This window comes from Leptothoe sp. ISB3NOV94-8A (genome assembly GCF_043421595.1).
GTDB classification, from domain to species: domain Bacteria; phylum Cyanobacteriota; class Cyanobacteriia; order Phormidesmidales; family Phormidesmidaceae; genus Leptothoe; species Leptothoe turfae.
Window position 1 is genome coordinate 2,968,630 of record NZ_JAXSQW010000001.1, and the last position, 24,973, is coordinate 2,993,602.

The window sequence follows — 24,973 nt, forward strand, 5'->3', positions numbered from 1 at the left end:
GGTTAGACAGACGATGGTGATAGCCTGCTAAACTGCGCTGGACTGGTTGATGTCACTGGCTCAGTTTGTAAATGCTTGAGCACCACTTTCAAAACTCGCTTGGGTTTAATGGGTTTACCCAAAAAACCATTGGAACCCACCACTTTGGCCCGTACTCGATCAGGAATACTGTTGTTATTAGTCATGATGATGACTGGAACGTCTTTAAGTACCGAGATTCTTCGAATCTGAGCACAGAGTTCATAACCATTGACCACAGGCATAACCAGATCGAGAAAAATTAGCTGAGGTTTAAGCTCCAACAGCTTGGTGAGAGCCTGTAAAGAATCAGAAATATTGACATAGCGATAGTCTGATTCTTTGAAAATATCGGCCATTGCCTGGCTATCTGCCAGGTTGTCGTCAACATAGGCGACGACAGCTTTACCCTTATCATTGTTTGCTTGACTGCAGGTACAAGGTCTTTGACGCTTGACCGGGTTAGCCTTAATGCTAGAGGTAACGGCTGCTCTCTTTTTAGCTACGGAATGATGACTACCAGAAGACGGTACAAAAGATGTTGGGGTCCTTGGCTTGATATAGGGGGCAGATGATAAATCTTTCACGTTGACCAACTTCATCAGATCCCGACGGATGTGGGGAATCAATGACTGTGTTAGTAAAATCAGGGGTTGGCCTGTTTTCACGGCTAAATCTCGCAGGGTTAACCGACCATCAGCTAATTTTTCCAACTCGCGAAATGTTGCCTCTGATGTGCGCTCCCGAAGAATATCAGCTCTGATAATCTTCGGTGCTAGATTAGGATTGTAATCAGTTAGATTTGCCTGTTGCCAGGCATGCCAATCTTGTTGAACCTGCTGCCAGATAGGTTCTCGATGAAGGCCGATACAAGGAAAGTTAGCCCCGTTGCGGGAGCTAACTTTATAAATTAGTTTTTGCGAGGTTTTGAGCTCTAGTGTCGCCTGGTAGATGATATCGAACAGAATTTCAGAAATGCAGCCTATGACGACTTGAGAAAATTGCTCCCGACTAAACTTTTGTTGCATAACTAATTGCGCCATCACTTTATAGTTTTCAGGTTGATGGGCAATGTCATGAATTGCTTTCTTGCTTAAATCCGGAGAGTATTTGAGGCATTGGCGATGCCAACGGCGTTTTGAATGGGTGCGGGTATTCGCCCAAACAATTTGACCAACGAGAAAATATAGGAACCATTCGACCTCGTTATGGGTCCCTATTGCAAGTACTCCGGTAAACAGACTCTCTTTAGCTCTCTGGATTTTGTGATTTAACTCACCAATAATGAATACATTTGACATGCTTGTGCTCTACCCCTACATGAAGAAGGGCTGAATACAGACTGCGATAAAAGCCTCTTTAAAATCGGCCCAAACCTCTACTAGTTCAGCAATGTACTCACCAATAGGGTATTGGAATTGCATACACCTGTGTCTTCTATTACGAGCATAACCCGCAAGTTATGCTAGTTCAAGTTATCTTCCTTATTTCAGAAGACACAGATTGTAAGTTCCGTTACATCTCAAGGACGTTTATGTGATTTTCTCATTAAACCATGCAATAAAAGCATGGTTTAATACAAATGGCGCATCATCACCATAGATTAAGTGTTGGGTCTATTTATTCTGTTTGGATAGTAATAACTTGGGGTGGGGTGGCATCGGGGGGATAGCGCAAGATGATGTCTACTCGACGTTTTTCCTGAGGGGCTAGGGTTAATGTTGTTAGGGGTTCAGCCTGTTGCCCGCGCAGTTGTACTAGATGGAAATTGCGTATACGAGGGAGGTTGTCGTCGTCGCGATATCTGACTTGGACGGGGCCTCGGAAAAAGGTGCGGTTTGGTGGGGTTTCGAAAAACTGTAACCCTGCTGTTGACAGGGTGTCTTCTTTAATGGGGGTTTCCAGGGCAATGGTGACGGTTTGATGACTATCGGTGCTGTTTTGTAAGGGAAATGCCAGGGTGTATTCCACACCATAATTACCATGGGCTTGGTAGGCGGTGTCTCCATAACGCACCAACATGGGAGCACTTTGGTTTTGGTTGGTACCCATTTGCCCTGCATGCAGGGTACTGAGGCCATAGGAAATGGCTGTATTTGATGCTGGAATAGTCAGCACGTCAGCGCCATCATCAGTAACGGTGGCGGTCCAGCTAGATCCTTGGGCGACCCCTGCCACACGGCCATAAATCACCTGACCTGAATTGTCGGTGATGGGGGTGGGGGTGCGATCGCGAGGTCCAGCCAACCCTGAATTCTTTACTATGGACGCCCACTGGGCCAATGTGGGGGCAGTCTCATGGTCATTGCCGTCCACATTGGCGGTTTCTGACAGGCTCGCCAGATAGACAGGGCCACTGCTATCCAATTCAATTAAAGTGGAGCGACCATTAATGGGTGGGTCAAACTCGGCCACTGGAATGGGTGCATTTAAAAGCAGAGCATTGGCCCCAGGGGGAACAACTAATTGAGACGGGATTAGATCTTGACGACGCCCCTGGATCAAATCTCCCATCACTCGACTACCGGGGCCAGCAAACACCGGATTACGGGGCGAAAAGCGGATTGCACTCGGCAATGTGATAAACGGTGCATCTGGTTGACTTAAGTAGCTAGCGCCAGCCAACACATTCACCGTCACTGTTTCCACACCAGGGTTGTGCACCAAAAGGGCCACATACATTGGTCTGAGATCCTCAGGATCATCTGCCCGATAGACATGGTGAGCAAACACATCAAATCGTCCCTCAAAAGCAAAGTCCAGATGGGCTTCTGGATGCTCCATGCCCTCGGGTGGAAATGTGGAGAGTAAAATCCCTGGCTCGCCAATTAGCTCAGGACTGTTGCTATTAAAGACAGGGAGCGTATCTAGCTGAGCCGGTAGGGGTCTGACTTCTTGGGGGCGGACGATTTGCGGCGGTGAAGGAGCTTGGGCAATGAGGGGGAAGAACATTGGACAAACAGTGGGGGCAAAATAGAAGGTACATTTTCCGTCCCCTAACCTGTCTGGGAGCTATTGATGGTGGGGACTATACAAGATTATCAACAGGCTGAATTTAAATGGTCAACGATTTTTAGGAAATCAAACTCAATGACGGTATGGTTAGCTGGGGTAATCAACGGCACATGGACAAATAGGGCGGCAGCGGACTGTTGCTTAAGATGTCTGAGCACCCGGTAGTAAAGGCGATTGCACACAAAATTGCCAGCATCGTTGCTGATGTGGGTGTGAATTGTATTCTTGATCAAGGTCTTGAGATCAATGGGCGTTGCCAGGCGATTGTCCCCATGGGTGCCCCACTGTTCTACGGTTAATGTCTGACGCATTTCCGCCATGCCGCAGCAGATAACGGCCTTGGGCCGATACTGAACAATGTGATTAATCACCTGCATCGGTGCCAGGTCAAAATTAACCGGCAGCCAGCGCAAAAAAATAGCATTCTGCGGCAGTTTTGCCGCCACACGTTCTAGTAAGACATCGCTGGTATTGAGGCCTTGATGTGCTTTCCAGGGTCGGAAGCTGGTGATCAGAATAGGCGCGGACATTGGTCTAGGGGAGTAGGGAATGGGGGCTGTTCTTAAACATACCTGCCCTTTTGCCCTCCCCCCAACTACCCATCCTTCAATCAAGCCGATACTATAGAGCAGTAATCGCCTACCAGAGGGACTATGCCAACCATCGCTGTCATTGATTACGACATGGGTAATCTGCACTCGGCCTGTAAAGGGCTAGAGTTTGCTGGGGCTACGCCGATAGTGACTGATCAGCCAGAGGTGATTCATCGGGCTGATGGTGTGGTGCTACCCGGTGTGGGTGCCTTTGACCCGGCGATGCGCCATTTGTGCGATCGCAACCTAGCTCAACCAATCCGCGATGTCATCGCCAGCGGTAAACCCTTCCTGGGTATTTGTGTGGGGCTACAGCTCTTATTTGAAGCTTCTGAAGAAGGTGTTGAGCCTGGCATTGGTGTACTCAAGGGCACCCTGCGTAAATTTAAGCCCGAGCCCGGCATCACCATTCCCCACATGGGTTGGAACCAGCTACAGCTAACCCAACCAGATCACCCCCTCTGGTCCACAATTTCATCCAACGAGTGGGTTTACTTTGTCCACTCTTACTATGCCGAGACAACCGATCCCTCCATTGTTGCAGCCACTGTTACCCACGGTAGTCAAACGGTGACAGCCGCTGTTGCTAAGGACAATCTGATGGCTGTACAGTTTCACCCTGAGAAGTCTGCTAAGACAGGTCTACAGTTGTTGGCGAACTTTGTTGAGAGGGTGAAACAGCCGGTGGCGGTTGGGTAGGTTTTATGGCCCCTAAGCCCTACCAACGTATTCCCATTCAAGAATGCGGCGAATCTTTAGTACCAATTCCGTTAGAACAGTTTGCAGTTGTTGACCCTCATCCCTATGCGATGTTGGGGGCTCCCTATGGAGAACGATCTCCTTACTATGTGCGGGAAGGGGTATTACGGGCTTTAGTGCAGGCTCAAGTGCACCTACAGCAGCGGTATCCTGGCTGGCGGATTCAAATCTTTGATGCCTACCGTCCCATTCCTGTGCAGCAGTTTATGGTGAACTACACCTACGAACAGTTGTTGCAGGTGTGGCAAAGTAAGCAACTGGGGGGAACTAACGACGCACCTAGGGAAGAACTGATGGCTCAGGTATATCAGTTTTGGGCGGCTCCTAGCCATGACATGGCAACGCCACCGCCCCATAGCACCGGAGCAGCCATCGACATCACCCTGGTAGATGCCCAGCGGCAGGTGGTGGATATGGGGTCTGACATTGACGAAATCTCTGAACGGTCCTATCCCAACTATTTTGCGGATAAACTCGATGGCCAAACATTTCATCACCATCGCACCGTATTAGCCCAGGCAATGCAGGCGACTGGGTTTCGTCAACACCCCAACGAGTGGTGGCACTTTTCCCTGGGCGACCAGCTATGGGCCTGGTTAGGGATGACGGTTGACGAAACCCCTAATAATTCAAAGGCGTTTGCCTACTATGGCCGCGCTGAATAGGCTTTGGTATTGCTAAACTTTCGTTACGGATGCCAGCGAATATGCATAACCTCCCTGGCAAGAGACAGAGGAATATATAGTTGCATGGGCTACCACTGATGCTGTCTCAATCTATTTCCAATCCCACCTCTTGTTACTATGTCGTAGTTTCCGAATGGGGCACCAAAACCCTCGTTTCAGTTCACGCCACCAGTGTTAAAGCAGCTGAAAACATTGCTAGACAAAACGCCGGAAAAAAAGACGGCTGGGAAGGCATTCATAAAGTTTACAATGCCTTTCCAATCATTGAAGAAAAGCCTTAAGTCCTAAGTCCTGAGTACAGTTGCTTAATCATAGAAATATCTTTTGATTAGAGCACCCCCCAATGCTGGCTACGGTGTATACATAAGTCAGAGAGAATGGCCAAAAACCTGAAGATTCAGTAGTTTCAAATAGTCTGCTTAGGGTTCCCCTTGGTAAGGGGAACCGTCAGGGAGGGGTTCTGCATCACCTTAGGGCTGATCCCATTGCAAATACCCACCAATACGAACAATAAAATCATCGTAGTCATAATCGGCATTTTCTGCCCCAACCAGAAGTTCACCCGCATCCTCCCAGCGCAGCAACAAACCACCATCGATCACATCTCCTATGGGGCCATCAAATCGAGCATACTGACGATTGCCAGCATTTTGCCGGGTAGTTGAATATAAAATGCCGGCAGGTTGCCCATTAAATGAAGACTCTAAGTAAAAGCTATACTCAGTATTTGCTGTTAATCGAAACTCGTCTAAAGGTTGAGGCACGGTCACACCAGGAGTTCCCTGGAAATCATCCCGGTTGTTCACACCGGCATCATCTTGGTAATCCGAGGGTTTATTTACAGGTTGTGGCACATCGGATCCTTTAACTTCACTGTAGATAGGGAACTTTTCACCCGTTTGTACATTGATAATGCCAAAGGTAGATTGATAACTACCGTTAGATTCTAAAAACTCAAATTCAACAATAGTGTCTACGTCTAGCCGGATGCCTTGATTGCCAAAGCTTTCCTGAGCTTGCGTAGCGGTCGACGACACCCCCAATGTAGCCGCTATTGTTAGCAAACCCACAGCTACACGGCGTCCATATTGGGCCATAAAATCAAAAAAAATTCCCATCGTTAGATCATCCTTCTGAGAAGTTTATATGCATCTTATTTGGGTAATCGTTGCAACCCCAATACCACTCACCACAATCGTTGATCCACTGTGTTGGATTGTGGACGCGCTTGTTTGTATTGGTTTAAAGATTGTTGAGCGGATTGAACCAAGCGACTAAACTCCTCACAGGCTAGGGAAACTGGCTGGATACTAGAGCCTGGATCACGGGCAAACCGCCGAGTGCCGCTGTTCACTTGAGCAGAACAGCTTTGAACGGCCTGCCTTAATTTGTCAGACAAACTAGCATCTTTATCAATGCCCAGCTCTTCACCATAGGTGTCAAAAAAATCTTCAAATAATTCAGCCAGGCTAACAAACTCTCCATTGGCATTTCTAAAGATTTGTTCTCCACCAACCGCTGTAGTATCCGACTGGTTAGTGCCGGTGGTATCCGATAAATTAGGACCCGTCATATCCGACAAATTGGGGCCAGTCACATCTGATTGATTCTGGGCTAATCCAACTGAGGGACTACAGATAATTGCGCTTGCTGCCACACCAGCTGACAAAAGCTGCCAAAGGGAACTCGTTGATGTTGACTGTTTTAGAAATAGCATGTTGATTTCGTGCCTCTATAGTTCTCTTTATTTAAAGTTGAAATGACAAGCCAGCACCCATGACAAATCGGCCACCATCCCCCGCTCCGGCAATGTCTCGAACAGCCGGTAGAAGGACAATTGGAATATCTTTAAAGGGTGTAATGGACAGTCCCACAGCTAAATCTTGTCCGGTCCATTCCACAATGGCACTGACGGGTTCTGCCACGCGCACAGCTGCGCTACCAAAGACACCAACACTATCGCGATCGTCAAAAACGTCGTCTTCTGTGCGAAAACGACCGTTGCCGACACCAGCCGTTAAGGCGATGCGACTAAACGGCTGGGTAATGCTTTCACGGGTACGAATCAGGTGGGAAACAGAGCCATAAATTGAGTCTTCAAAGTCAACAAATCCAGTGGTGGCAAAACCTTCCCAGCCTAGCGCCACTGACCAATCATCGGCTAATCGCTTATGGAGCTTGGCATTAAAACCACCCGTGCCAAAATCTCGACTGCCACCAAAACTAGCCACGGTATAGGATAGCTGCACACCGATGTTTTCACGGGCATCACCCAAACCAACGCCGACGACTAATCCCCCGTCGTCTTGGTTAGCAAAACGAGTTCTTTCTTGATAGCCAACGCCAATAAACCCTGTAAAGTTATCCGCACCAAAACCGGAGGGGTTAGAAATTGTAATCGCTGGAGAACTGCGATATGGAGTAGGGATATCCGCACTGGATGGAGCCCCTTCAAGTAATTGCTCAATGACTTTCTGCTCCTGGGACCTTGGCGTCACAATGGGAGGTTCAAGCGGCAATTGGGCAATTTCAAGGGAGCTATCTAAGTCAGACTCTACATTTTCATCCGAAACAACTGCATCTTCGGCTCCACTACGGTCAACGGCGTCAGTATTGAATACATCAATCGTGGATACCTCTACAGGCGTTTGTTCCGCAGGAACCGTTGCAACAGCGATTTCTATAGCACCCTCACTATGTGCTAACGCTGATGCTGTATCTTCTGAAATGTCCTCTAATATGTCTTCTGACAACAGAGAGTTGTCAGAAGGTAAATCACGGGTGGTTGTATCCACCAGGTGCTGTAATCTAGCGGCTCTGCTATCTTCTATTGTTGCATGTGCTGAAATATCTTCATTGCCTGTGATGGCAACTGATTGAGAGGCAAATGCTGGCTGTACTTCATGATCAGGCTGAATGCTTTGGGCATGGAGGGTTGCACCAGAAACATCCTCAGAATCTGATTGCTGAGTAACGGTTAAATCCGGTACATCGTCACCGGACCTATTATCGGCATCAACATTGATTTCTGCGGCCTTACCATAACCTAAATTCGCTGAAGAATAGGTTGTAAGTAGCGTTAAACAGCTGAGCAGGGCTTTACTTTGGGGCTTGGACACAATTTTAGTTCTCGAGCAAATATATGTGTAATGTTCAAAGCATGGCAGTAGACACCCAATCGTTGAATCAGACGTATTTTCTTTGAAATTTTCAGACAAAGGCCTGGAAGGTCGGGATAGTTCTCAATAATCCTTTGTGAATAAAACCGGATGCTTTACTAAAAAACACCAGCGGAAGAGAGAAATGTTCTTTCCTACGCCCATAAAGCGATGGCTAGAACGATGGTGCCTATTGTTAGAGATGAAGCTAATTATTTAAGTCGGCCAGGGTCATTTTCTATACCAGGTATAGCTCAGCTGACTAATGTGCTCTAGAGCCATGTATCTCTACAGAAGTTCACATTGTTCGATGGTTTTATGATTTTTGTCGAAAAGTTCAAGATTATAGCAACCAAAATCATGATTGTGGTAGCGCCAAGACTGAAATCAAAAACTGGCTACATTCCCTTAACTAAATCAAAACGTTAATGGCTATGATTCAACCAACGTTGTGCTGTCCCTGATTAGGTTGAACAGGGTATCGATAAGCTAAACGGGTGCAGATCTTCAGCATTTGGCTTTTCAGTACTCAGGTTTGCATAATTAAGCAACTCAATATTGATTAGCCTGGCCGAGACGGGTGCAGATCTTCAGCATTTGGCTTTTCACATAAAGAATCTAAATGATTTATAAGGCTTTCGCGCTGGGCACATTTGCGACTTTAGCATCCGTTGCTCCTAGCAATATTGCACTTGCCAATGATTTTGACGATGACGCTCTCTTAATCTTTGGTGAGACCACCATTGGCGACATTACTGCCAAAACTACCCAAGGGATAAACCCTGGTGATAGCGCTGGTAAATTAGGCGCATTCTCAGATTTTTATGACGACAATACAACAACGATCGATTTCAATTCAGCTGCCACACAAGTAGGAGACAATAGCTACAGCTTTGGTAGCGACTTGATTACCTACACATTTGAAAGCAGCCTTAGCACCACGTCAGGTGACCGTACAGGAATTTACAATAGTGGCACTTACAATGACCGCTGGGCTCCCACCGGTGCCAATGGCGAAAAAAACGTATCGGATTATCTAGCGGTTTTCCAAGGTAACTCAGTGACGATCGACCTTGCCAAAGAACTCAATTACTTTGGCATGAATTGGGGATCTTTAAGTGATGGCAACCAGCTATCATTCTTCAATAATGGCACAAAAATTAGCACCTTCACTGCCAGTGACATTGAGCCTATCCTGCCCATAAAAGCTGGCCACCAATTGAATCAGGGCAATGGCTATGTCCACTTCTATACCGATACAACAGGAAGCACCTTTAACCAAATTGTTATTTCTCAAACCCAACTAAGTGGCTTTGAAACGGATAATCATTCCTTCCGAATGAGCAACAATGTTACTGACATCGACAATCCTCAAACGCCTGAAACTGTTCCTGAATCTAGTACTGTAGTAGGTTTAGCAGTGGTTGGGGCGTTTATAGTACGGTGTAGATTTTCCCGTGCTTAATTAGCCTGACCAGCCGAAAAATAAAATCATTATCAACAAAAGATAAACCGTTTCGAAGAGCTGTTAGGAGATTATTTATCTTCTAACCAACAGGTTCATCTCATTCATTGGCACTCAATGGCTGCGATAGGCAACAGCGTTGCCATTAAGTGTTTTGCCTCTTATTCACAGGAGTAACCCCATGCCAGTGTTTAACCATGGTGAGATTCTTTCAAGTTTGTTCACCTGGCTAAAGTTAGGTGTGTCTTTAGCCTGTTTGGTCTTGTTAATCACAAAGCTAATCGATGTTTGGGAAGATACTCAAACATCATCAGAGTTTCAGAATCGGACAGAAGATGCCGCTCGATATTAATCGGACAGAAGATGCCGTCCGATATTAAAAAATAATGGGGCATCCACTTAAACTGGGAAAGCGCAGCTGGGTGGTGAATCGGAAGTCAGAAGTCCGTGAGACCCTATATTTTGCCCCCCGACTCCTGACTTCTACCCTCGGGAAAACGTCCCGCTGTGATCAGTCGTTTTTAGACTTTTTTCAGCCAGCTAAACATAGCTCGCAGATCTTTGCCCACTTCTTCGATGGGGTGCTCAGCTTCGCGGCGACGAATAGCATTAAACCCAGGGTTACCTGCCTGACTCTCAAGGACAAACTCACGGGCAAACTGACCGGTTTGGATCTCTTTGAGGATCTGCTTCATTTCCTTCTTAGTTTCTTCGGTGATGATGCGGGGTCCGCGAGTGTAGTCACCATATTCAGCCGTGTTGGAAATGCTGTAGCGCATGTTGGCCAAACCACCTTCAACCACCAGGTCAACGATGAGTTTTACTTCGTGGAGACACTCAAAGTAAGCCAACTCTGGTTGGTAACCGGCTTCGATCAAGGTTTCAAAACCAGCTTTAATCAATTCGCTAAGGCCACCACATAGAACAACCTGCTCACCAAAGAGGTCAGTTTCAGTTTCTTCACGGAATGTGGTCTCTAGAATGCCAGCGCGAGTACCGCCGATGCCCTTGGCATAGGCCATGGCCATGTCGCGACCTTTACCAGAAGCATCCTGAAAAACAGCGAACAGGGCAGGTACACCTTGGCCTTGCTCATAGGTGCGGCGTACAAGGTGACCAGGTCCCTTGGGCGCAATCATAACGACGTCCACATCTTCGGGGGGAACGATCTGAGCGAAGTTGATGTTAAACCCGTGGGCAAAGGCTAGTACGTTACCTGCTGAAAGATTAGGGGCAATGCTCTCTTTGTAAACAGTCTTTTGAACTTCGTCGGGAAGCAGAATCATGATCATGTCTGCAACAGCAGCGGCATCCGCTACGGACTTAACCGTCAGACCTGCGGATTCTGCTTTGGCCTTAGAGCGACTGCCTTCGTAGAGACCCACAACGACGTTGACGCCGCTGTCTTTAAGGTTCAGGGCATGGGCATGTCCCTGGGAGCCGTAACCAATAATGGCAACGGTTTTTCCGTTGAGTAAATCTAAATTTGCGTCGCTGTCGTAGTACATCTGGGCCATTGTGAAAGCTCTCCTTGATTTGCGGCGGGTAACCAAACTTAAGATCCCAATTCAGCGCCGGCATTCTGAATCAGTAGTGCAGCCTTTCATCCTACCAAACCACCTGCCACTGATATATCCATTCACATAAGTCTTTAGAAGATGCGTCAGTCGCTGACGCATGATGTCTACAGGCTTCCCTGAGAACTGATTTATGGCTGGGCGCAGCCTCTCCTGTGGAGATATGCATGAGCAGGTTGCTATAACCCTAAAAACCTGTGTGGCCTTGATATTCAAAGCCACACAGGTTTTTCAGTCGATAAAAATCTATTAGATGCTGATCAAAACACCTATGCCATCAAACGACGACGCATCATCAGGCTAGCGAAAGCAGTCAGCCCCAACAAAATACCAGGTTCAGGTGTTTGAGCAGTATCTTCCCCTTCCTCAAAGTCAAAGGACTTATCGCTAAAGCGGAAGGAATAGTTATCGGTCTCAAACCCACCACCACCAGTTTGAGTAATTTTGATTCGATTAAACAGACCGTCTACTTCATTGGCATAGAAGTGAACGTAACCGTTGTACTCGTTATTGTGATGGGCTGCTTGGGTGGGCAGCTTAGAGTCACTCGAACCAAAGACATTGTTATAGTCAAACAAACCTAGACTAGTTTCAACGCCATTGTCGTCAACTTTCAAGAACTCAAACTTGTTCTCAGGACTCAAGGCTCCCCAGTTCATTCCAAAGTAGTTAAGACTACTTGCTAAATCAACAGTGACCGAATTACCTTGAAAAACAGCTAAATAATCGGAGGTATTTTTCTCAGCATTGGCACCAGTAGGTGCCCATTTGTCACTTTTAACATCTGTTCTATCAACACCCAGGGCCTTATCAAAGGTGAATATCATCGACTCATCGCCAAAGGTATAGGCATTGGCTTTGCCAGCCACAGACTCGCGAGCACTGGGATCATTAAAATCAATGGTAACCACCCCTTCGTTGTAATAGAAATCAGAAAAGGCTCCCAGGGTACCGTTGGGGTCATCGAGCAGGTTAACGCCCTTAGTCACTTTAGCGGTGATGCCATCAATGGTGAACTCGCTGTAAACAGGCAAAGATGCATCATCAAAATCGTCTGCCTGGGCCAGGGGCGCAACTGTTAGGGGAGCTGCTACAGCAACGGTTGCAGCCAGCAACATCTGGTAAATACGCTTCATAGTGGGAGTGCTTTATTTGATACTGAATGAATGATTTAGAGTGGATGTCGCAGATGTGCTTTCTGCTACATGCATGCAATCAGTATCACCAGCAAGGGGCTCCACCCCTAACAGGAAAAACCCCTAAAATAGGCGCATTAGAACTTTAGTTGGTTTTTCTAGGATTAACATTAAATTGAAACAACAATCGTGTATTTGTCAGTAAATATATTTAGAAAACCTCTTAACCAACAAGTTACTTAAAAGGTTTGTTCTAGTTAGCTTAACTGAGTCCATAGCATTGGCTTACGTCTTATTTCGGACTCGGATTAGACACAGTTTCTTGTCAGCCTTGCTAATTGCATAAATTTTATTCAAACCAATTTATGCAAATTAAAAGAGTAACCGGTGAAGAGTGGATTCTCTTCACCGGTTACCCTTGATCAACCGATATGTCTAGCTTTTTAGTCCTACGTTGTTGCCCTAGACCTGCGGCATCTTTTCATGCCAGGGTGTGGCTTGTTCGTAGGCCGATGCTACTTCAAATAAGGTGTCTTCTCGCAGGGCATTGCCAATGAGTTGCATACCAATGGGTAACCCAGACTCATCAAACCCACAGGGTAGACTGATACCGGGTAAACCCGCCAGATTCACTGTAATTGTCATCAAGTCAGACAAATACATGCTGAGGGGGTCGTTCACTTTATCTCCGGCTTTAAAGGCGGTGCTGGGTACCGTGGGGGTGAGCAACACATCCACGTCTTTAAATGCGGCTTCAAAATCTTGCTTGATCAGGGTGCGCACCTTTTGTGCCTGGAGATAATAGGCGTCATAGTAACCGGCAGAGAGGGCATAGGTGCCGATCATGATGCGACGTTTCACTTCTGCGCCAAACCCTTCAGCTCGGGTTTGTTTGTACATGGACAGCAGGTTGTCGGTCTCAGCCCGCTGACCGTAGCGAACACCGTCATAGCGAGCCAGGTTTGATGAGGCTTCTGACGGGGCGATGATGTAATAGGTGGGCAGACCATATTTGAAGTTGGGACAGGAAATTTCAACAATCTTGGCCCCCAGGTCCTTCATTTGCTCAATGGCCGCCTCCATGGCCTGGGCCACATCACCGTCCAGACCTTCGCCAAAGGTTTCTTTAATCAAACCAATGCGCTTGCCTTTGAGGTCGGTTTTTAGGTGCTGGGTATAGTCAGGAATCTTGACATTCAAGCTGGTGGAATCTTTGGTGTCATGGCCTGCGATCGCACCCAGCAAAATCGCGGCATCCTCCACCGTGCGACTAAAGGGACCAATCTGATCCAACGATGAGGCAAAGGCCACCAATCCGTAGCGGGACACCAACCCATAGGTGGGCTTCATCCCCACCACACCACAATAGGCCGCAGGCTGACGGATAGATCCCCCCGTATCTGACCCCAGGGAAATCGGGGCCTGATCAGCAGCTACGGCAGCAGCAGAGCCCCCGGAAGAGCCCCCGGGAACACGGGTTGTATCCCAGGGATTAGCGGTGAGCTGATAGGCAGAGTTTTCGGTGGAGCTGCCCATGGCAAACTCATCCATGTTGGTTTTACCCAGGAAAATTGCTCCAGCATCGGCTAAGCGCTGGGTTACTGTCGATTCATAGGGCGGAATAAAGCCCTCCAAAATCTTTGAAGCACAGGTGGTGCGAATGCCTTTAGTGCAAAGGTTATCCTTAAGAGCAATGGGGATACCGGCCAGGGGACTGAGGGCCTCGCCTGCTGCGATCGCACTATCTACCTGCTGGGCCTGAGCCAATGCCTTATCAGCCGTTACAGCCAAAAAACTATGTAATTTAGGCTCTAGCGCCTGCAATCGATCTAGATATGCTTGAGTAATTTCAACCGCAGTACGCTCTTTTTGGGTGAGCTGTCGCTGCAACTTGCGGATGACTGACATTCGGGCTCCTTCAGTATGCCTAGCAATTCCAAGCTAACAGTATAGGTGGGAATGGCGGCAATGGGACTAATGGGTCAGCCAGCTACAGAATTCATCATGCCCATGATAAATAGCGTCTCTACCACGAAAATTTACTCTGACGACGTTAATTTTTCGGATCAATCTGGTGGGTTCACTAAAGTAGTAGTAAGCGCTTTTCTAAGCAATGCTTTTAAGCGTAATAGCCTGGATATAGGTCTAAGCTGCCCATGAATGTTTTTAGGTAAATGTGTAGCTAGGTACAATCTTTCTTATTATTTTTCTATTAAATCTTTAATGGATACTTAGTGTATTTAGTAACTAAGTCCTACAAAGACACGTCCATACTGGCCCCGTTTGTTTCCCTGATAATCATCGCGATTGTTGATTCTGTTTCATAATCGTTTATGCTCCTTTTTCGTTCTACTCCTAAGCCCATTTGGCGTCAGACCTGGCTGCGACTGTTGCTGTTGTCTGGCAGTACCCTTGGGGTTATGTTTCTGGTTATCCCCCGACTACCTGCCGAATGGGCAGTGGCACCTGGAACACTAGCAGGGTCTCCAGAACAAACCGTGGATGGTGCAGTTATTGAAGCGGACTCTACAGCGACAGCAGCGCCGATCCAGGTTGCTCAAGCATCCGTGGGCCAGATCAATCCAGAAGGGGTGGTGCGGCCTTACATTGCTCTAACCCGATTTAGCCATGGTCTGACGGAGCGTGTCTTGGAAAAGAAGCAATGGGGGTCTGGTTATGAGCGTGCGATCGCCCTCGCCCAAGAAGCGTTATCCCTACGCAAACAAGGCAGCAATATTGAACTGAGCCAACGGGAAAAAGCCCTCTGGCAACAAGCAATTTGGGCACTTGAGTCCGTCAATAGTGATTCAGAAGAATATTCTCAAGCCCAGGCTAAGCTCAAGGAATATAGCAACGTTGCCACATTTGTGAGTCGTCGCATTGAGCAGCAGCGTTCTGACTTCTTGATACCGATTGCGTCTGCATTGGGCAATCCTAATACTGTCCGTATTTCCCTGTGTCAGCTAGGCACCAGCGAGTGTCGGGGCTATCGAGGTGATGTTCCTCCCCTGAGCCTGGCTAGCTTGGTAAAACTGCCTATTGCCGTTGCTTTGATGCATCAGGTCACCAACGGTCAGGCAAATTTAGACGATCAAATTTACATTGACCCCAGCAACTTTACAGAGAATGCCCAGGGTGCCAAGATTTTTGTTGACAAGACCTACACCCTGCGAGAGGTGATGGTGCGAATGATTACTGAGAGTAATAACATCGCCACCAATCAGCTGATCGATTACCTGGGGTACGACACCATCAACGCTGCCCTCAAAGCAGAAGGTTTCACAAAGACTACAGTGGGCCACAAACTCGTTGGTAGTAGCACCTTTCCCAAAAGTATGGGATCTGGTCGAAACGTTAGCACGGCTGATGAGCTAACTCAGATGATGATGCGCATCTACAGCTTTACCAAAGCCAGCGATGAAGAGATTCTCAACGCATTAGTGGGTCAGTATGACCTTGACTTTGGTTATCGAGCTCTAGTTAGAGAAAAGCCCGATATTTTTTGGATTGGTGAGAAAACCGGGCAAAACTCTTCAGTAATTGGCAGCACCGTGGCGTTCAAGGTCGGTGAAGAGCGCTATGTCATGACCGTCACCATTGATAAAAGCGCCAATCAATTCCGACTGCGTCAGATTATCCGAGATGCGGCTCGCCATGTGCTAGATAATGGTCCTTTAGATCAACAATTCACCTCTAAAATCGCTCAAAAAATTTAAAAATTAGTCATTCACTTTTTCAAGCTGAGCCCATAGAAGGCACTAATGTTCTAATGAAAATTAGAACATAGATGTTTGGGCTATGGCATTTTTATTATGTCTAGAAATCAATTTTTCTAGTCATTTTCTCTATGAAAAAACTGGCTATCAGCGGTGTGAATTGTCCGTTTTAGTGACTAGGTATGACGCTTGAGGTTAACCATCGTTAAAGTGCTGCACTGCTTGGAATAATAGCTGTGAGGCTTAGGGCTTTTATATATATTTGCCCAACTTATGGCGTTGATAGGAATAGGCTTAAGGTGATTCCAACTATCGAGTATCTCAGGACACAAACCCAAAAATAATTTGTTTCAGCCTCTTGTCAAGGATTGGATACACCCTCAAACTAAATAATGAATTAATAAACTGCGCTAGTGAGACGAGCCTGTGAAAAGAGTTCTTTCAATTATTCTTGGCGGTGGTGCTGGCACTCGCCTCTACCCTTTAACGAAGTTTCGTGCAAAGCCCGCAGTTCCCCTAGCAGGTAAATATCGGTTAATTGATATTCCAGTTAGTAACTGTATCAACTCAGAAATATTAAAAATCTACGTTCTCACTCAGTTTAATTCAGCATCGCTCAACAGACATATCACTCGCGCCTACAACTTTTCTCAATTCAGTGATGGTTTTGTGGAAGTGCTGGCTGCCCAGCAAACCCCTGAAAGCCCTAGCTGGTTCCAAGGAACTGCCGATGCCGTCCGTAAGTATCTATGGCTATTCGAAAGCTGGGATGTGGATGAAATTGTCATCCTTTCAGGCGATCATCTCTACCGTATGGATTACAGTCTGTTTGTGGAGCGCCACCGCAGCACTGGCGCTGATGTCACTCTTTCGGTCGTTCCCGTCGGCTACAAAGTTGCGTCTAGCTTCGGTCTAATGAAGATCGATGGCTCCGGTCGTATCGTTGATTTCAATGAGAAGCCCAAGGGTGATGCCTTGGAAGCTATGAAGGTGAATACATGCACCCTCGGTCTGAACCCTGAAGAGGCAAAAGAGAAGCCTTTTATTGCTTCCATGGGTATCTACGTATTTAAGAAACAGACACTGATTGATTTACTACGCCGTTCTCCCGAACAGACGGACTTTGGTAAGGAGATTATTCCAGGCGCTGCCCGTGACTACAATATTCAGGCCTATCTGTTTGATGATTACTGGGAAGATATTGGGACTATTGAAGCCTTTTTCAATTCCAATCTAGCGCTTACTCAACAGCCTCGACCCCCATTTAGTTTCTACGAAGAAGACGCTCCAATTTATACTCGCGCTCGCTATCTTCCCCCGAGCAAAGTTCTCGATTGTAAGATTACTGAGTCCATTGTGGGGGATGGTTGCATCCTTAAAGATTGCCTGATTAATCGCACGGTGATTGGTCTGCGTCAGCGCATTGGAGCAAACTGTGAGATTGATCATGCATTACTCATGGGCTCTGACTACTATGAGTCTGCAACTGAGAGTCATCAGCACTTGACCCGTGGCAAAGTACCGGTGGGCATTGGTGAAGGCACGATTATCAAACAGGCCATTGTTGACAAAAATGCTCGCATTGGCCGGAATGTAAAAATTGTCAATAAAGAAAACATTCAAGAAGCTGAGCGGGAAGATCTCGGATTTTACATCCGTAGTGGTATCGTCGTTGTTCTCAAAAATGCGGTAATTCCTGACGGCATGATTATTTAGCCGTAGTGGGGACTGCCCACCATTCACGGGTATTAAATGTTGCAAAAAGGCCCCCATCACTGGGGGCCTTTCGTAATAAATGTCGTTATTGAATCTTAGGTTTATTCTAGTGGTGTAGCTCTTTGGTGGGCAATGCCTACCCTGCAACGGTTTAAAGATGGATCTTCGCGAAAGTTTCAAAATGGCAATCAAAACCCTGACTGCCAGCAAGCTTCGCAGTACCTTGACGATGTTAGGCATCATCATTGGCAATGCGTCAGTCATCTCAATGGTGGGGTTAGGCGATGGGGGACGTCGCTACATCAATGAGCAAATTCAAAGCTTAGGCCCCAACATTTTATTTATCTTGCCAGGCAACCGAGAAACCCGTGAACTGGGCGGTTTGGAAATTACCCGTAACCTTGTCCTGGAGGATGCCAATGCCATTGCAGAACAGGTCCCTTCGGTGATTGATGTTGCGGCTGAAAACACCACCCCTGGCTTGGCCACATTTCTCAATCGCAATGCCAATGTCAGTGTGATTGGCACTAACCCAGCCTTTATTAATGTCCGCAACTTCGATACAGACCAAGGGCGCTTTATTTCTGATCTAGATATGGAGCGTACCAGTGCGGTTGCTGTTTTAGGCAACTCCCTGGCTAACCGTCTGTTTGACGATCAAGTGCCCCTTGGACAGTCACTCCGCATCAATGATGTTTCCTTTGAAGTTATCGGTGTACTAGCGGTTCAAGGGTCGAACTTGGGCGTTAACTATGATGATGCCGTGATGGTTCCCCTGACTACCCAAGCAAGTCGCCTTGTGGGCCGCACGTCTCCCTTCGGCATCGAGGTTGGTTTTATTTCAGCAACAGCCCGTGATGCCGCCAGTATGCAAACAGCAGAATTTCAGATTACCAATCTGCTGCGGCTGCGCCATGGCATTACTCGACCTGAAGATGACGACTTTTTTATTCAAAACCAGGATACGCTGCTCACCATTGCCGATACGATTACCAGCGCGTTGACTCTGATGTTAGCTGCGATCGCAAGCATTTCTCTCCTGGTTGGTGGCATCGGCATCATGAACATCATGCTAGTCTCCGTCCGCGAACGTACCCAAGAAATTGGCCTCCGCAAAGCCATTGGCGCATCTCAGCAAGATATCCTCGTGCAATTTTTAATCGAGGCTATTATTCTCTCCGCCGCTGGCGGTATCATCGGCACCCTGCTGGGCGTCAGCGGCATCAGTCTGCTGAGTATCCTCACCCCCTTCGAATCCTCCGCTTCAGTCAGCGTCATTGTCATCGCCGTCGGCGTATCTGGCAGCATTGGCCTATTCTTCGGCGTTATTCCTGCCCGTCAAGCTGCCAAGTTAGATCCGATTGTGGCGCTGAGAAGTATTTAAAATTTATTGTCCCCATGCCCTCCCTCATCGACCTTCGCAACATTTCCAAAGTCTACGGCAGTGGCAATACGGAAGTAAAAGCCCTGTGGGATGTCAACCTGTCCATTACCCAGGGAGACTATTGCGCCATTATGGGACCTTCGGGTTCAGGCAAGTCTACGGCAATGAATGTGATTGGTTGTCTGGATCGTCCTACTCAGGGTCACTATTTTTTTGATGGTCAGGATGTGGCCCAGCTGGACGATGACACCCTGGCGATGATTCGCAATCGCAAAATTGGCTTCGTGTTTCAGCAGTTTCATCTGCTGTCCCAACTCAGTGCCTTGGATAACGTGGCTCTGCCCATGGTGTACGCTGGCACTCCCGCTGCCGAACGGCGTGAACGGGCAGCCAGTGCTCTCAAACAAGTGGGGCTGGGCAATCGGCTGCATAATAAACCCAGCCAATTATCAGGGGGACAACAACAGCGAGTTGCGATCGCACGCGCAATTGTTAATCGCCCCCTCTTGCTGCTGGCTGATGAACCAACCGGTGCTCTAGATACCACCACCACTGAAGAGGTGATGACCATTTTTGCCGAGCTCAATCACAGTGGAATTACGGTGGTGATGGTCACTCACGAACCGGCAGTGGCCAGGCTAACCGAGCGAGTAGTCTGGTTTCGCGACGGCGAAGTTATTCATGCCCATATGAACCCTGACGATGTTAGCTATGGAACATTAGTCGAGTAAGGGAAATTACTGACAAACCAAGGTAGAGTAATCAGGATTAGATGGTAGGCTATGGACCATCCCACGTATTATTTCATATCCTTAAGTAAGGATTGACTGTAAGACATAGATCGTGTACCGATATTGCTCACTAAGTAGCAACTCAGGGAGACTGAATCATGAACCTAGGTCATCGCTACGGACTGCCACTGTTAATGGCATTAAGCATTACTGCCGCCAAACCAACGCTTGCTCAGGATTTTCAGAGCGCTGAGGCGGCCTTAGAGCAAGGTGTTATCCATGTGCAACAGGGGCAACTAGACGATGCGATCTCAGCCTTCCGGAGTGCTGTTGCCCTTGATCCAACATTAGCCATTGCCCACTATAACCTGGGTCTTGCCTATCGTGAACAGAGCCAAATGCAGGCAGCGGCCGATGCCTTTTGGCAGGCAACCCAGGCTGATGATCAGTTTACGATGGCTTACGTAAATCTAGGTGCTGCCTTACTGGATGGAGGCAATCTAGAGCAAGCAGAGAGCTACTTACAACGAGCGGTTACCTTGGAACCCCAGTTGGGGATTGGCCATTACAACCTGGGGTTAGTTCAGCGTCGCCAGGGCAAGCTACCTGTGGCCCTCGATTCATTCTTAAAAGCGGTAGAGTACAGTCCTCAAGCGCCAGAAGTTCACTATCAAATTGGGCTGATTTACCTACAACAAAACCAATTAGATGGGGCTGTACAAGCCCTTGAAACAGCCATTAGTTTGGATAGTAACTATCCTGAAGCTCACTACAACCTTGGGATTACCCACTTTGGTCGCGGTGAATCAGCTGTTGCCCTTGAACATTTTGATCGAGCGATTCAGCTATATCCCACCTTTGGCCATGCCTACTATTCTAAAGGTCTAGCCCTGGCAGAACTAGGACGGACTGATGAAGCTGAACAAGTCTTGCAACAGGCCCTTGGCTTATACATTAACCAGGGCCGTAACCAGTGGATAACTAACACTCAAGCCCAGCTAGACCGCATCCGCCAGTAGGAGCCGCCCTGATTGGTCACCTAAATCTATTTTTGCGGTTTTTGTAGGGGTCGCCCTTGTGGCTACCCCCGTGCCCTGGTGAATAAAATCTGTTGTCGGCAAGAATGATCTAAGGGTGATAGTTTACCCATCCTTCAAATCTGGGGCACCCACAAGGGGATGCCCCTACGGGATCACCCCAATCAATCGCCTAGCTAAAAGAAATCCAACTCGAATGCACGAGCCTGGCCACTTTCCAATAGGGCCAGATTACTCTTTAACTGTCGCCATACCAGGCCTGCACTCAGGAATGTGAGAGGAGCCGCTGTAGCATAGGACAGCCAGATGGGGGTACCAAAACAGCCTAAACCTGACGCCAAAAAGATGGCGGTGCCAGCACAAATCCCCAAAAATGGCAGTTGAATATTCAAACCACCCAGCTTAGCAACTACTTCAGATGAACGCGTTTTACGCCAGGCCTCTACGATGTCTTTGAGGACGGCACTAAAGGCGGCCCCTGACGTCACTGCGATCAAAAGACCGGCCACCATAAAAAAGTAGGGAGGCGTAAACAAGTAGTAGTAGGTCATGGCTAGGCCGTATTGTGTAAAGTTCTGTTAATAACCCTTATTATACGCTCAGCAGTGGCCGCTAGCGCTGTGTCCCCGCTTATCGCTAGGCTATGTAGTCAAAGAGGTTGTCTGCCTTTCTGAACTTTTACTACTGTCTAATTTTCGTTGCACTATGACTCAGGCATCCATTGGCGTTGCTGTTATTGGCACAGGCTTTGGCCAAAAAATCCATATTCCAGGGTTTAAAGCTCACCACCGCACCGAGGTGGTGGCGGTGTATCATCGCGATCGCAACCAAGCCCAAGCCATTGCCCAACACCATGGCATTCCCCATGGCTGTGACACCCTTGAGGAGGTTGTCTCCCTGCCCCAGGTTCAGGCCGTCAGTGTGGCGACTCCACCGTTTGCCCACCACCCCATGGCATCAGCGGTGCTAAAAGCGGGTAAACACCTACTGTTAGAAAAGCCCACCGCCCTTAATATTCAGGAAGCTCAAGAGCTCCATGCCCTAGCGCAACAGCATAATGTGGCCGCTGTCATGGACTTTGAGTTTCGATTTATCCCTGCCTGGCAACACTTAGCAGAACTTCTCCAAGCAGGCTACGTTGGGCAAAAGCGTCTCATTAAAATAGATTGGATTGCCGGTAGTCGAGCCAATCCTGAACGGGCTTGGAACTGGTATGCTCGCAAAGATCAAGGCGGTGGAGCATTGGGGTCCATTGGCTCCCATATGTTTGACTATGTCGACTGGTTGTTTGGGCCAGTCAAACGGTTATCTGCCAATCTGAGTACCACCATTACCCAGCGTCCTGATCCAGTATCGGGTGACTATAAGCCCGTTGATTCTGACGACACCTGCAGCATTAGCCTGGAGCTAGCCGATGGGACTCCTGTGCAGGTAACCCTAAGCGCTGTAGCCATGGCTGGGCGAGGGCACTGGGTTGAAGTCTATGGTGATAAGGGTACTTTGGTACTCGGTAATGCTAACCAAAAAGATTACATTCATGGGTTTACACTATCTGGTAGCCAAGCGGGTGAGCCCCTAACTGAGCTGGAAATTCCAGACCATCTTGCATTTCCCAAACTTTACGATGATGGCAGGCTTGCGCCTTTTATACGGGTAGTGGATCACTGGGTATCATGTATTGATAAGCAACAATCTTTAGCTCCTTCTCTCGCAGAGGGTGTCTATTCACAATTACTGATGGATCTTACCCACCAGGCCCATAGTCAAAAAACTTGGCTAACAGTCCCCAATTAATTCATTTATCTAATGAAAATTGCTGAGGTATTGGAGCCAAAAGTATCTAGACAAGCCAGCTAAAGAATTCGATCATTACAAAAACGCATACTATCTATCTCTTTAGATCATGGCTTGTCCTATGGCAACAATGGCCTAACTAAACGGGATAACCCGTCACGTACTGAGTAATATACATTGATGATGATGCGTAGCTCGTTGAGGATACAGGTCATCCACAGCCATGTCGTCGCAACAATTTCCCATTAGTTCCGTACAAGCCCTCAGACGCTCGCTTAAGCAGCAACTGGTATTACCAGCTTGTGAACATGCGCCCAGTGCTGTAGTTGCAGACGAGCCTGAGCCTGACTCACTCGCTACTTTAAGCAACCTGTTTCGCAAAGGGGGAATTGTCCATACTGAAGGCTCAACGCCCAATGCCAATGGTCGATGGTTTATTAGTACCGCTGATGCGAGCACTGCCCTTAAAAATCTACCGGGCATTGCGCTCAAACCTGACTACTGCCTAGTTACCTATCTCTACCGTATTAGACGAGCCAATACTAACCATGGTGGTGCAGTTACCTGGGCTATGGCAAATGCACTGAGTACCACGTCCCATCTGGAAGCCGCCTTAGTCCTGGCTGGTGACCATAATACGCCTCCCTACCCAGAGGGGGCGCTGCATAATTATATGAATGCCATAACCGGCAATTTCACACCGAGTTCCTTTTTAATTGCGTCTGTTCTACAGCGAGAATTGCAAGAATTTGGCCGCTGCGGTCGTTTCTACCGTTGGCATTATCATCGACTGATCGGCACTGTCCCCTCACAGCGGGACTGGCAGTGGCGTATGGATCAGCCTAAAACATTAACTCCAAGGGTACACAGCTTACCGAATGGGAAGTTTGCTGTTGAATTCTACACCTGCCGCATCGTGTCACCCATTGGTATCTTTCGCCATATTGACCGTTATGCAGGCAATTGCTATGTGGCCAAATCTAGTAATCAAGCGATCGCAGCAGCCATGCAACGCACAGCAAAGTTAGTCTAAAAAAAATGGCTGTTGAGTAGACCTTAATCATTGCTCAACAGCCATTTTAACGTTCTAAATTTTCTGAGAATGAACCATCTTGTAGGGGCACTCCCTTGTGGATGCCCTTCGATATCCATTCCCATCAGTTAGGATGCCTGGGTTAGACCTAAACTTGACGCTGAAATCAGCCCTACCGCAGAAAGCTACTGATAAACCACAAAAGTGTCATAGTCATGATCGCCACCACCGCATTTAGGCGCTCTGGTGTTAACCCCAGACTTTGCTGACCAATTAAGCTAATCATCAACAGCCCCAGCAAAACACCCACTAGTAAACCGCCAGCTGCAAACCCAAACGAACGCCAAAACTTACGCTCTTTGCGATTGAGAAAGTAAATAGTCGCTGCCACTGAGAAACCCAAGGCAGTCGCCGCACTATTGGCTGAAAACCACCCTAGGGCTGCTAAAGCTAAAAACGTAACCGATGGCCATAAAATATCGTCCCGACTTGGAGTATCCAGCCAGTCCTGAAGCCAACTAGGAGGCTGGGGCGCAGGCAAAGATACCTTCGATGACGATGATGATGACTCAGCTGCTTTTTCAGCAAACCGAATTCGGTCAGGTACCTTAATTTTGCCTTCTTGCCGCATTCGCAGCCGTTCCATCAAAATGGCGTCGTAGGCAGCCTCAATGGCCTCCTTTTGTTGGGGATTGTTTTCATCGCACTCTTCTAAAAGTCGCTTACGCGCAACCTGCACTTCTTCAAAGGAGGAGGACTCATCTAATCCCAACGTTTTGTAGTTGCTCTCATTCATTTCGACACCTGATATGTACGGTGGCCATTACGACGATTACAAATAGTGATATGACGTACACCTGTGGCAAATAGTGCACTGTACATCAAAACACCATTGCCAACTGGCACCATTGCCAATAATAACTATCAGTTTAACCATCCTGAAAAAAAAACAAGCTGAGGATGACAGAAATGTCAGATAACTTTTTAGAAGTTTCTTTGTCTATAACGGTCGCATCCTTATAATGACTGGCAACTACGGTATCTATCAACTACGGTACCTGTATTGAGAACTGGTGCACATGCTGATGATGCACTGCTCACATTCCCAATCGATAGGTTCAATATATTTCAATAAACTTATAGGTGTGGCTATCT

At 47.6% G+C, this 24,973-nt stretch carries 23 protein-coding genes; 12 read left to right on the forward strand and 11 right to left on the reverse strand.

The window, feature by feature from the left end; translation table 11 throughout:
• Positions 1-2: 2 nt before the first annotated feature.
• The 3 genes from SPB21_RS12755 to SPB21_RS12765 all read right to left on the reverse strand — a co-directional run bounded on the left by SPB21_RS12755 (position 3) and on the right by SPB21_RS12765 (position 3,563).
• Positions 3-1,319 carry a response regulator gene (locus SPB21_RS12755; RefSeq protein ID WP_163700775.1) on the reverse strand — a complete coding sequence of 439 codons (1,317 nt, stop codon included), beginning with the start codon at positions 1,317-1,319 and terminating at the stop codon, positions 3-5.
• A gap of 319 nt (positions 1,320-1,638) precedes the next feature.
• Entirely contained in the window at positions 1,639-2,970 is a 1,332-nt protein-coding gene (locus tag SPB21_RS12760; RefSeq protein WP_163668740.1) for a DUF3370 domain-containing protein, read from the reverse strand.
• A gap of 89 nt (positions 2,971-3,059) precedes the next feature.
• Entirely contained in the window at positions 3,060-3,563 is a 504-nt protein-coding gene (locus tag SPB21_RS12765; RefSeq protein ID WP_163668742.1) for a pyroglutamyl-peptidase I family protein, read from the reverse strand.
• 123 nt (positions 3,564-3,686) lie between these two features.
• On the opposite strand from SPB21_RS12765, the gene hisH reads away from it, so the two are divergent.
• From hisH to SPB21_RS12780, 3 genes are all read left to right on the forward strand, one after another.
• Positions 3,687-4,325 (forward strand): imidazole glycerol phosphate synthase subunit HisH, encoded by a 639-nt coding sequence (gene hisH, locus SPB21_RS12770; protein WP_499060267.1) that lies wholly within the window; start codon positions 3,687-3,689, stop codon positions 4,323-4,325.
• Positions 4,326-4,330: 5 nt separating this feature from the next.
• Positions 4,331-5,050: a M15 family metallopeptidase gene (locus SPB21_RS12775; protein ID WP_163668746.1), complete on the forward strand. Its 720-nt coding sequence runs from the start codon at positions 4,331-4,333 to the stop codon at positions 5,048-5,050.
• A gap of 98 nt (positions 5,051-5,148) precedes the next feature.
• On the forward strand, positions 5,149-5,352 hold the full coding sequence (locus SPB21_RS12780) for a hypothetical protein (protein ID WP_163668748.1): 204 nt from the start codon (positions 5,149-5,151) through the stop codon (positions 5,350-5,352).
• Positions 5,353-5,541: 189 nt separating this feature from the next.
• On the opposite strand, the gene SPB21_RS12785 is transcribed toward SPB21_RS12780, so the two are convergent.
• From SPB21_RS12785 to SPB21_RS12795, 3 genes are all read right to left on the reverse strand, one after another.
• Positions 5,542-6,189 carry a hypothetical protein gene (locus SPB21_RS12785; RefSeq protein ID WP_499866765.1) on the reverse strand — a complete coding sequence of 216 codons (648 nt, stop codon included), beginning with the start codon at positions 6,187-6,189 and terminating at the stop codon, positions 5,542-5,544.
• A gap of 68 nt (positions 6,190-6,257) precedes the next feature.
• Positions 6,258-6,788: a hypothetical protein gene (locus SPB21_RS12790; RefSeq protein WP_163668752.1), complete on the reverse strand. Its 531-nt coding sequence runs from the start codon at positions 6,786-6,788 to the stop codon at positions 6,258-6,260.
• 31 nt (positions 6,789-6,819) lie between these two features.
• A complete protein-coding gene (locus tag SPB21_RS12795; RefSeq protein ID WP_499866766.1) occupies positions 6,820-8,190 on the reverse strand; it encodes a hypothetical protein in 1,371 nt (456 codons plus the stop codon).
• Between the two features lie 661 nt (positions 8,191-8,851).
• Between SPB21_RS12795 and SPB21_RS12800 the strand changes: the two genes are divergently transcribed.
• Both SPB21_RS12800 and SPB21_RS12805 read left to right on the forward strand, forming a co-directional pair.
• A complete protein-coding gene (locus tag SPB21_RS12800; RefSeq protein ID WP_163700768.1) occupies positions 8,852-9,694 on the forward strand; it encodes an Npun_F0296 family exosortase-dependent surface protein in 843 nt (280 codons plus the stop codon).
• Positions 9,695-9,875: 181 nt separating this feature from the next.
• The gene (locus SPB21_RS12805) at positions 9,876-10,046 is read left to right on the forward strand and encodes a hypothetical protein (RefSeq protein WP_163668758.1); all 171 of its coding nucleotides are present in this window, start codon (positions 9,876-9,878) and stop codon (positions 10,044-10,046) included.
• A 169-nt stretch (positions 10,047-10,215) separates the two neighbouring features.
• Here the strand turns inward: SPB21_RS12805 and ilvC are convergent, their stop codons facing one another.
• From ilvC to gatA, 3 genes are all read right to left on the reverse strand, one after another.
• Positions 10,216-11,211, reverse strand: a complete 996-nt coding sequence (gene ilvC, locus SPB21_RS12810; protein WP_163668760.1) for a ketol-acid reductoisomerase — start codon at positions 11,209-11,211, stop codon at positions 10,216-10,218.
• A gap of 329 nt (positions 11,212-11,540) precedes the next feature.
• Positions 11,541-12,407, reverse strand: coding sequence for an Npun_F0296 family exosortase-dependent surface protein (locus SPB21_RS12815; RefSeq protein WP_163668762.1), 867 nt, complete (start codon positions 12,405-12,407; stop codon positions 11,541-11,543).
• 462 nt (positions 12,408-12,869) lie between these two features.
• Positions 12,870-14,315: an Asp-tRNA(Asn)/Glu-tRNA(Gln) amidotransferase subunit GatA gene (gene gatA / locus SPB21_RS12820; RefSeq protein ID WP_006514728.1), complete on the reverse strand. Its 1,446-nt coding sequence runs from the start codon at positions 14,313-14,315 to the stop codon at positions 12,870-12,872.
• A gap of 425 nt (positions 14,316-14,740) precedes the next feature.
• Between gatA and SPB21_RS12825 the strand changes: the two genes are divergently transcribed.
• The 5 genes from SPB21_RS12825 to SPB21_RS12845 all read left to right on the forward strand — a co-directional run bounded on the left by SPB21_RS12825 (position 14,741) and on the right by SPB21_RS12845 (position 20,973).
• The gene (locus SPB21_RS12825) at positions 14,741-16,123 is read left to right on the forward strand and encodes a serine hydrolase (RefSeq protein ID WP_499060821.1); all 1,383 of its coding nucleotides are present in this window, start codon (positions 14,741-14,743) and stop codon (positions 16,121-16,123) included.
• Between the two features lie 426 nt (positions 16,124-16,549).
• Positions 16,550-17,839: a glucose-1-phosphate adenylyltransferase gene (locus SPB21_RS12830; protein WP_163668768.1), complete on the forward strand. Its 1,290-nt coding sequence runs from the start codon at positions 16,550-16,552 to the stop codon at positions 17,837-17,839.
• Positions 17,840-17,996: 157 nt separating this feature from the next.
• The gene (locus tag SPB21_RS12835; RefSeq protein ID WP_163668770.1) at positions 17,997-19,223 is read left to right on the forward strand and encodes an ABC transporter permease; all 1,227 of its coding nucleotides are present in this window, start codon (positions 17,997-17,999) and stop codon (positions 19,221-19,223) included.
• A gap of 14 nt (positions 19,224-19,237) precedes the next feature.
• Entirely contained in the window at positions 19,238-19,954 is a 717-nt protein-coding gene (locus SPB21_RS12840; protein ID WP_490793660.1) for an ABC transporter ATP-binding protein, read from the forward strand.
• A gap of 158 nt (positions 19,955-20,112) precedes the next feature.
• The gene (locus tag SPB21_RS12845) at positions 20,113-20,973 is read left to right on the forward strand and encodes a tetratricopeptide repeat protein (protein ID WP_163668775.1); all 861 of its coding nucleotides are present in this window, start codon (positions 20,113-20,115) and stop codon (positions 20,971-20,973) included.
• Between the two features lie 194 nt (positions 20,974-21,167).
• Here SPB21_RS12845 and SPB21_RS12850 read toward each other — a convergent pair whose 3' ends face one another.
• The gene (locus SPB21_RS12850) at positions 21,168-21,542 is read right to left on the reverse strand and encodes a hypothetical protein (RefSeq protein ID WP_163668777.1); all 375 of its coding nucleotides are present in this window, start codon (positions 21,540-21,542) and stop codon (positions 21,168-21,170) included.
• A gap of 154 nt (positions 21,543-21,696) precedes the next feature.
• On the opposite strand from SPB21_RS12850, the gene SPB21_RS12855 reads away from it, so the two are divergent.
• Together SPB21_RS12855 and SPB21_RS12860 are read left to right on the forward strand one after the other, a co-directional pair.
• Positions 21,697-22,785, forward strand: a complete 1,089-nt coding sequence (locus tag SPB21_RS12855) for a Gfo/Idh/MocA family protein (RefSeq protein WP_163700671.1) — start codon at positions 21,697-21,699, stop codon at positions 22,783-22,785.
• A 223-nt stretch (positions 22,786-23,008) separates the two neighbouring features.
• Positions 23,009-23,818 carry a hypothetical protein gene (locus SPB21_RS12860; RefSeq protein ID WP_163668781.1) on the forward strand — a complete coding sequence of 270 codons (810 nt, stop codon included), beginning with the start codon at positions 23,009-23,011 and terminating at the stop codon, positions 23,816-23,818.
• Between the two features lie 172 nt (positions 23,819-23,990).
• Here the strand turns inward: SPB21_RS12860 and SPB21_RS12865 are convergent, their stop codons facing one another.
• A complete protein-coding gene (locus SPB21_RS12865) occupies positions 23,991-24,614 on the reverse strand; it encodes a CPP1-like family protein (protein ID WP_163668783.1) in 624 nt (207 codons plus the stop codon).
• Positions 24,615-24,973 lie beyond the last annotated feature (359 nt).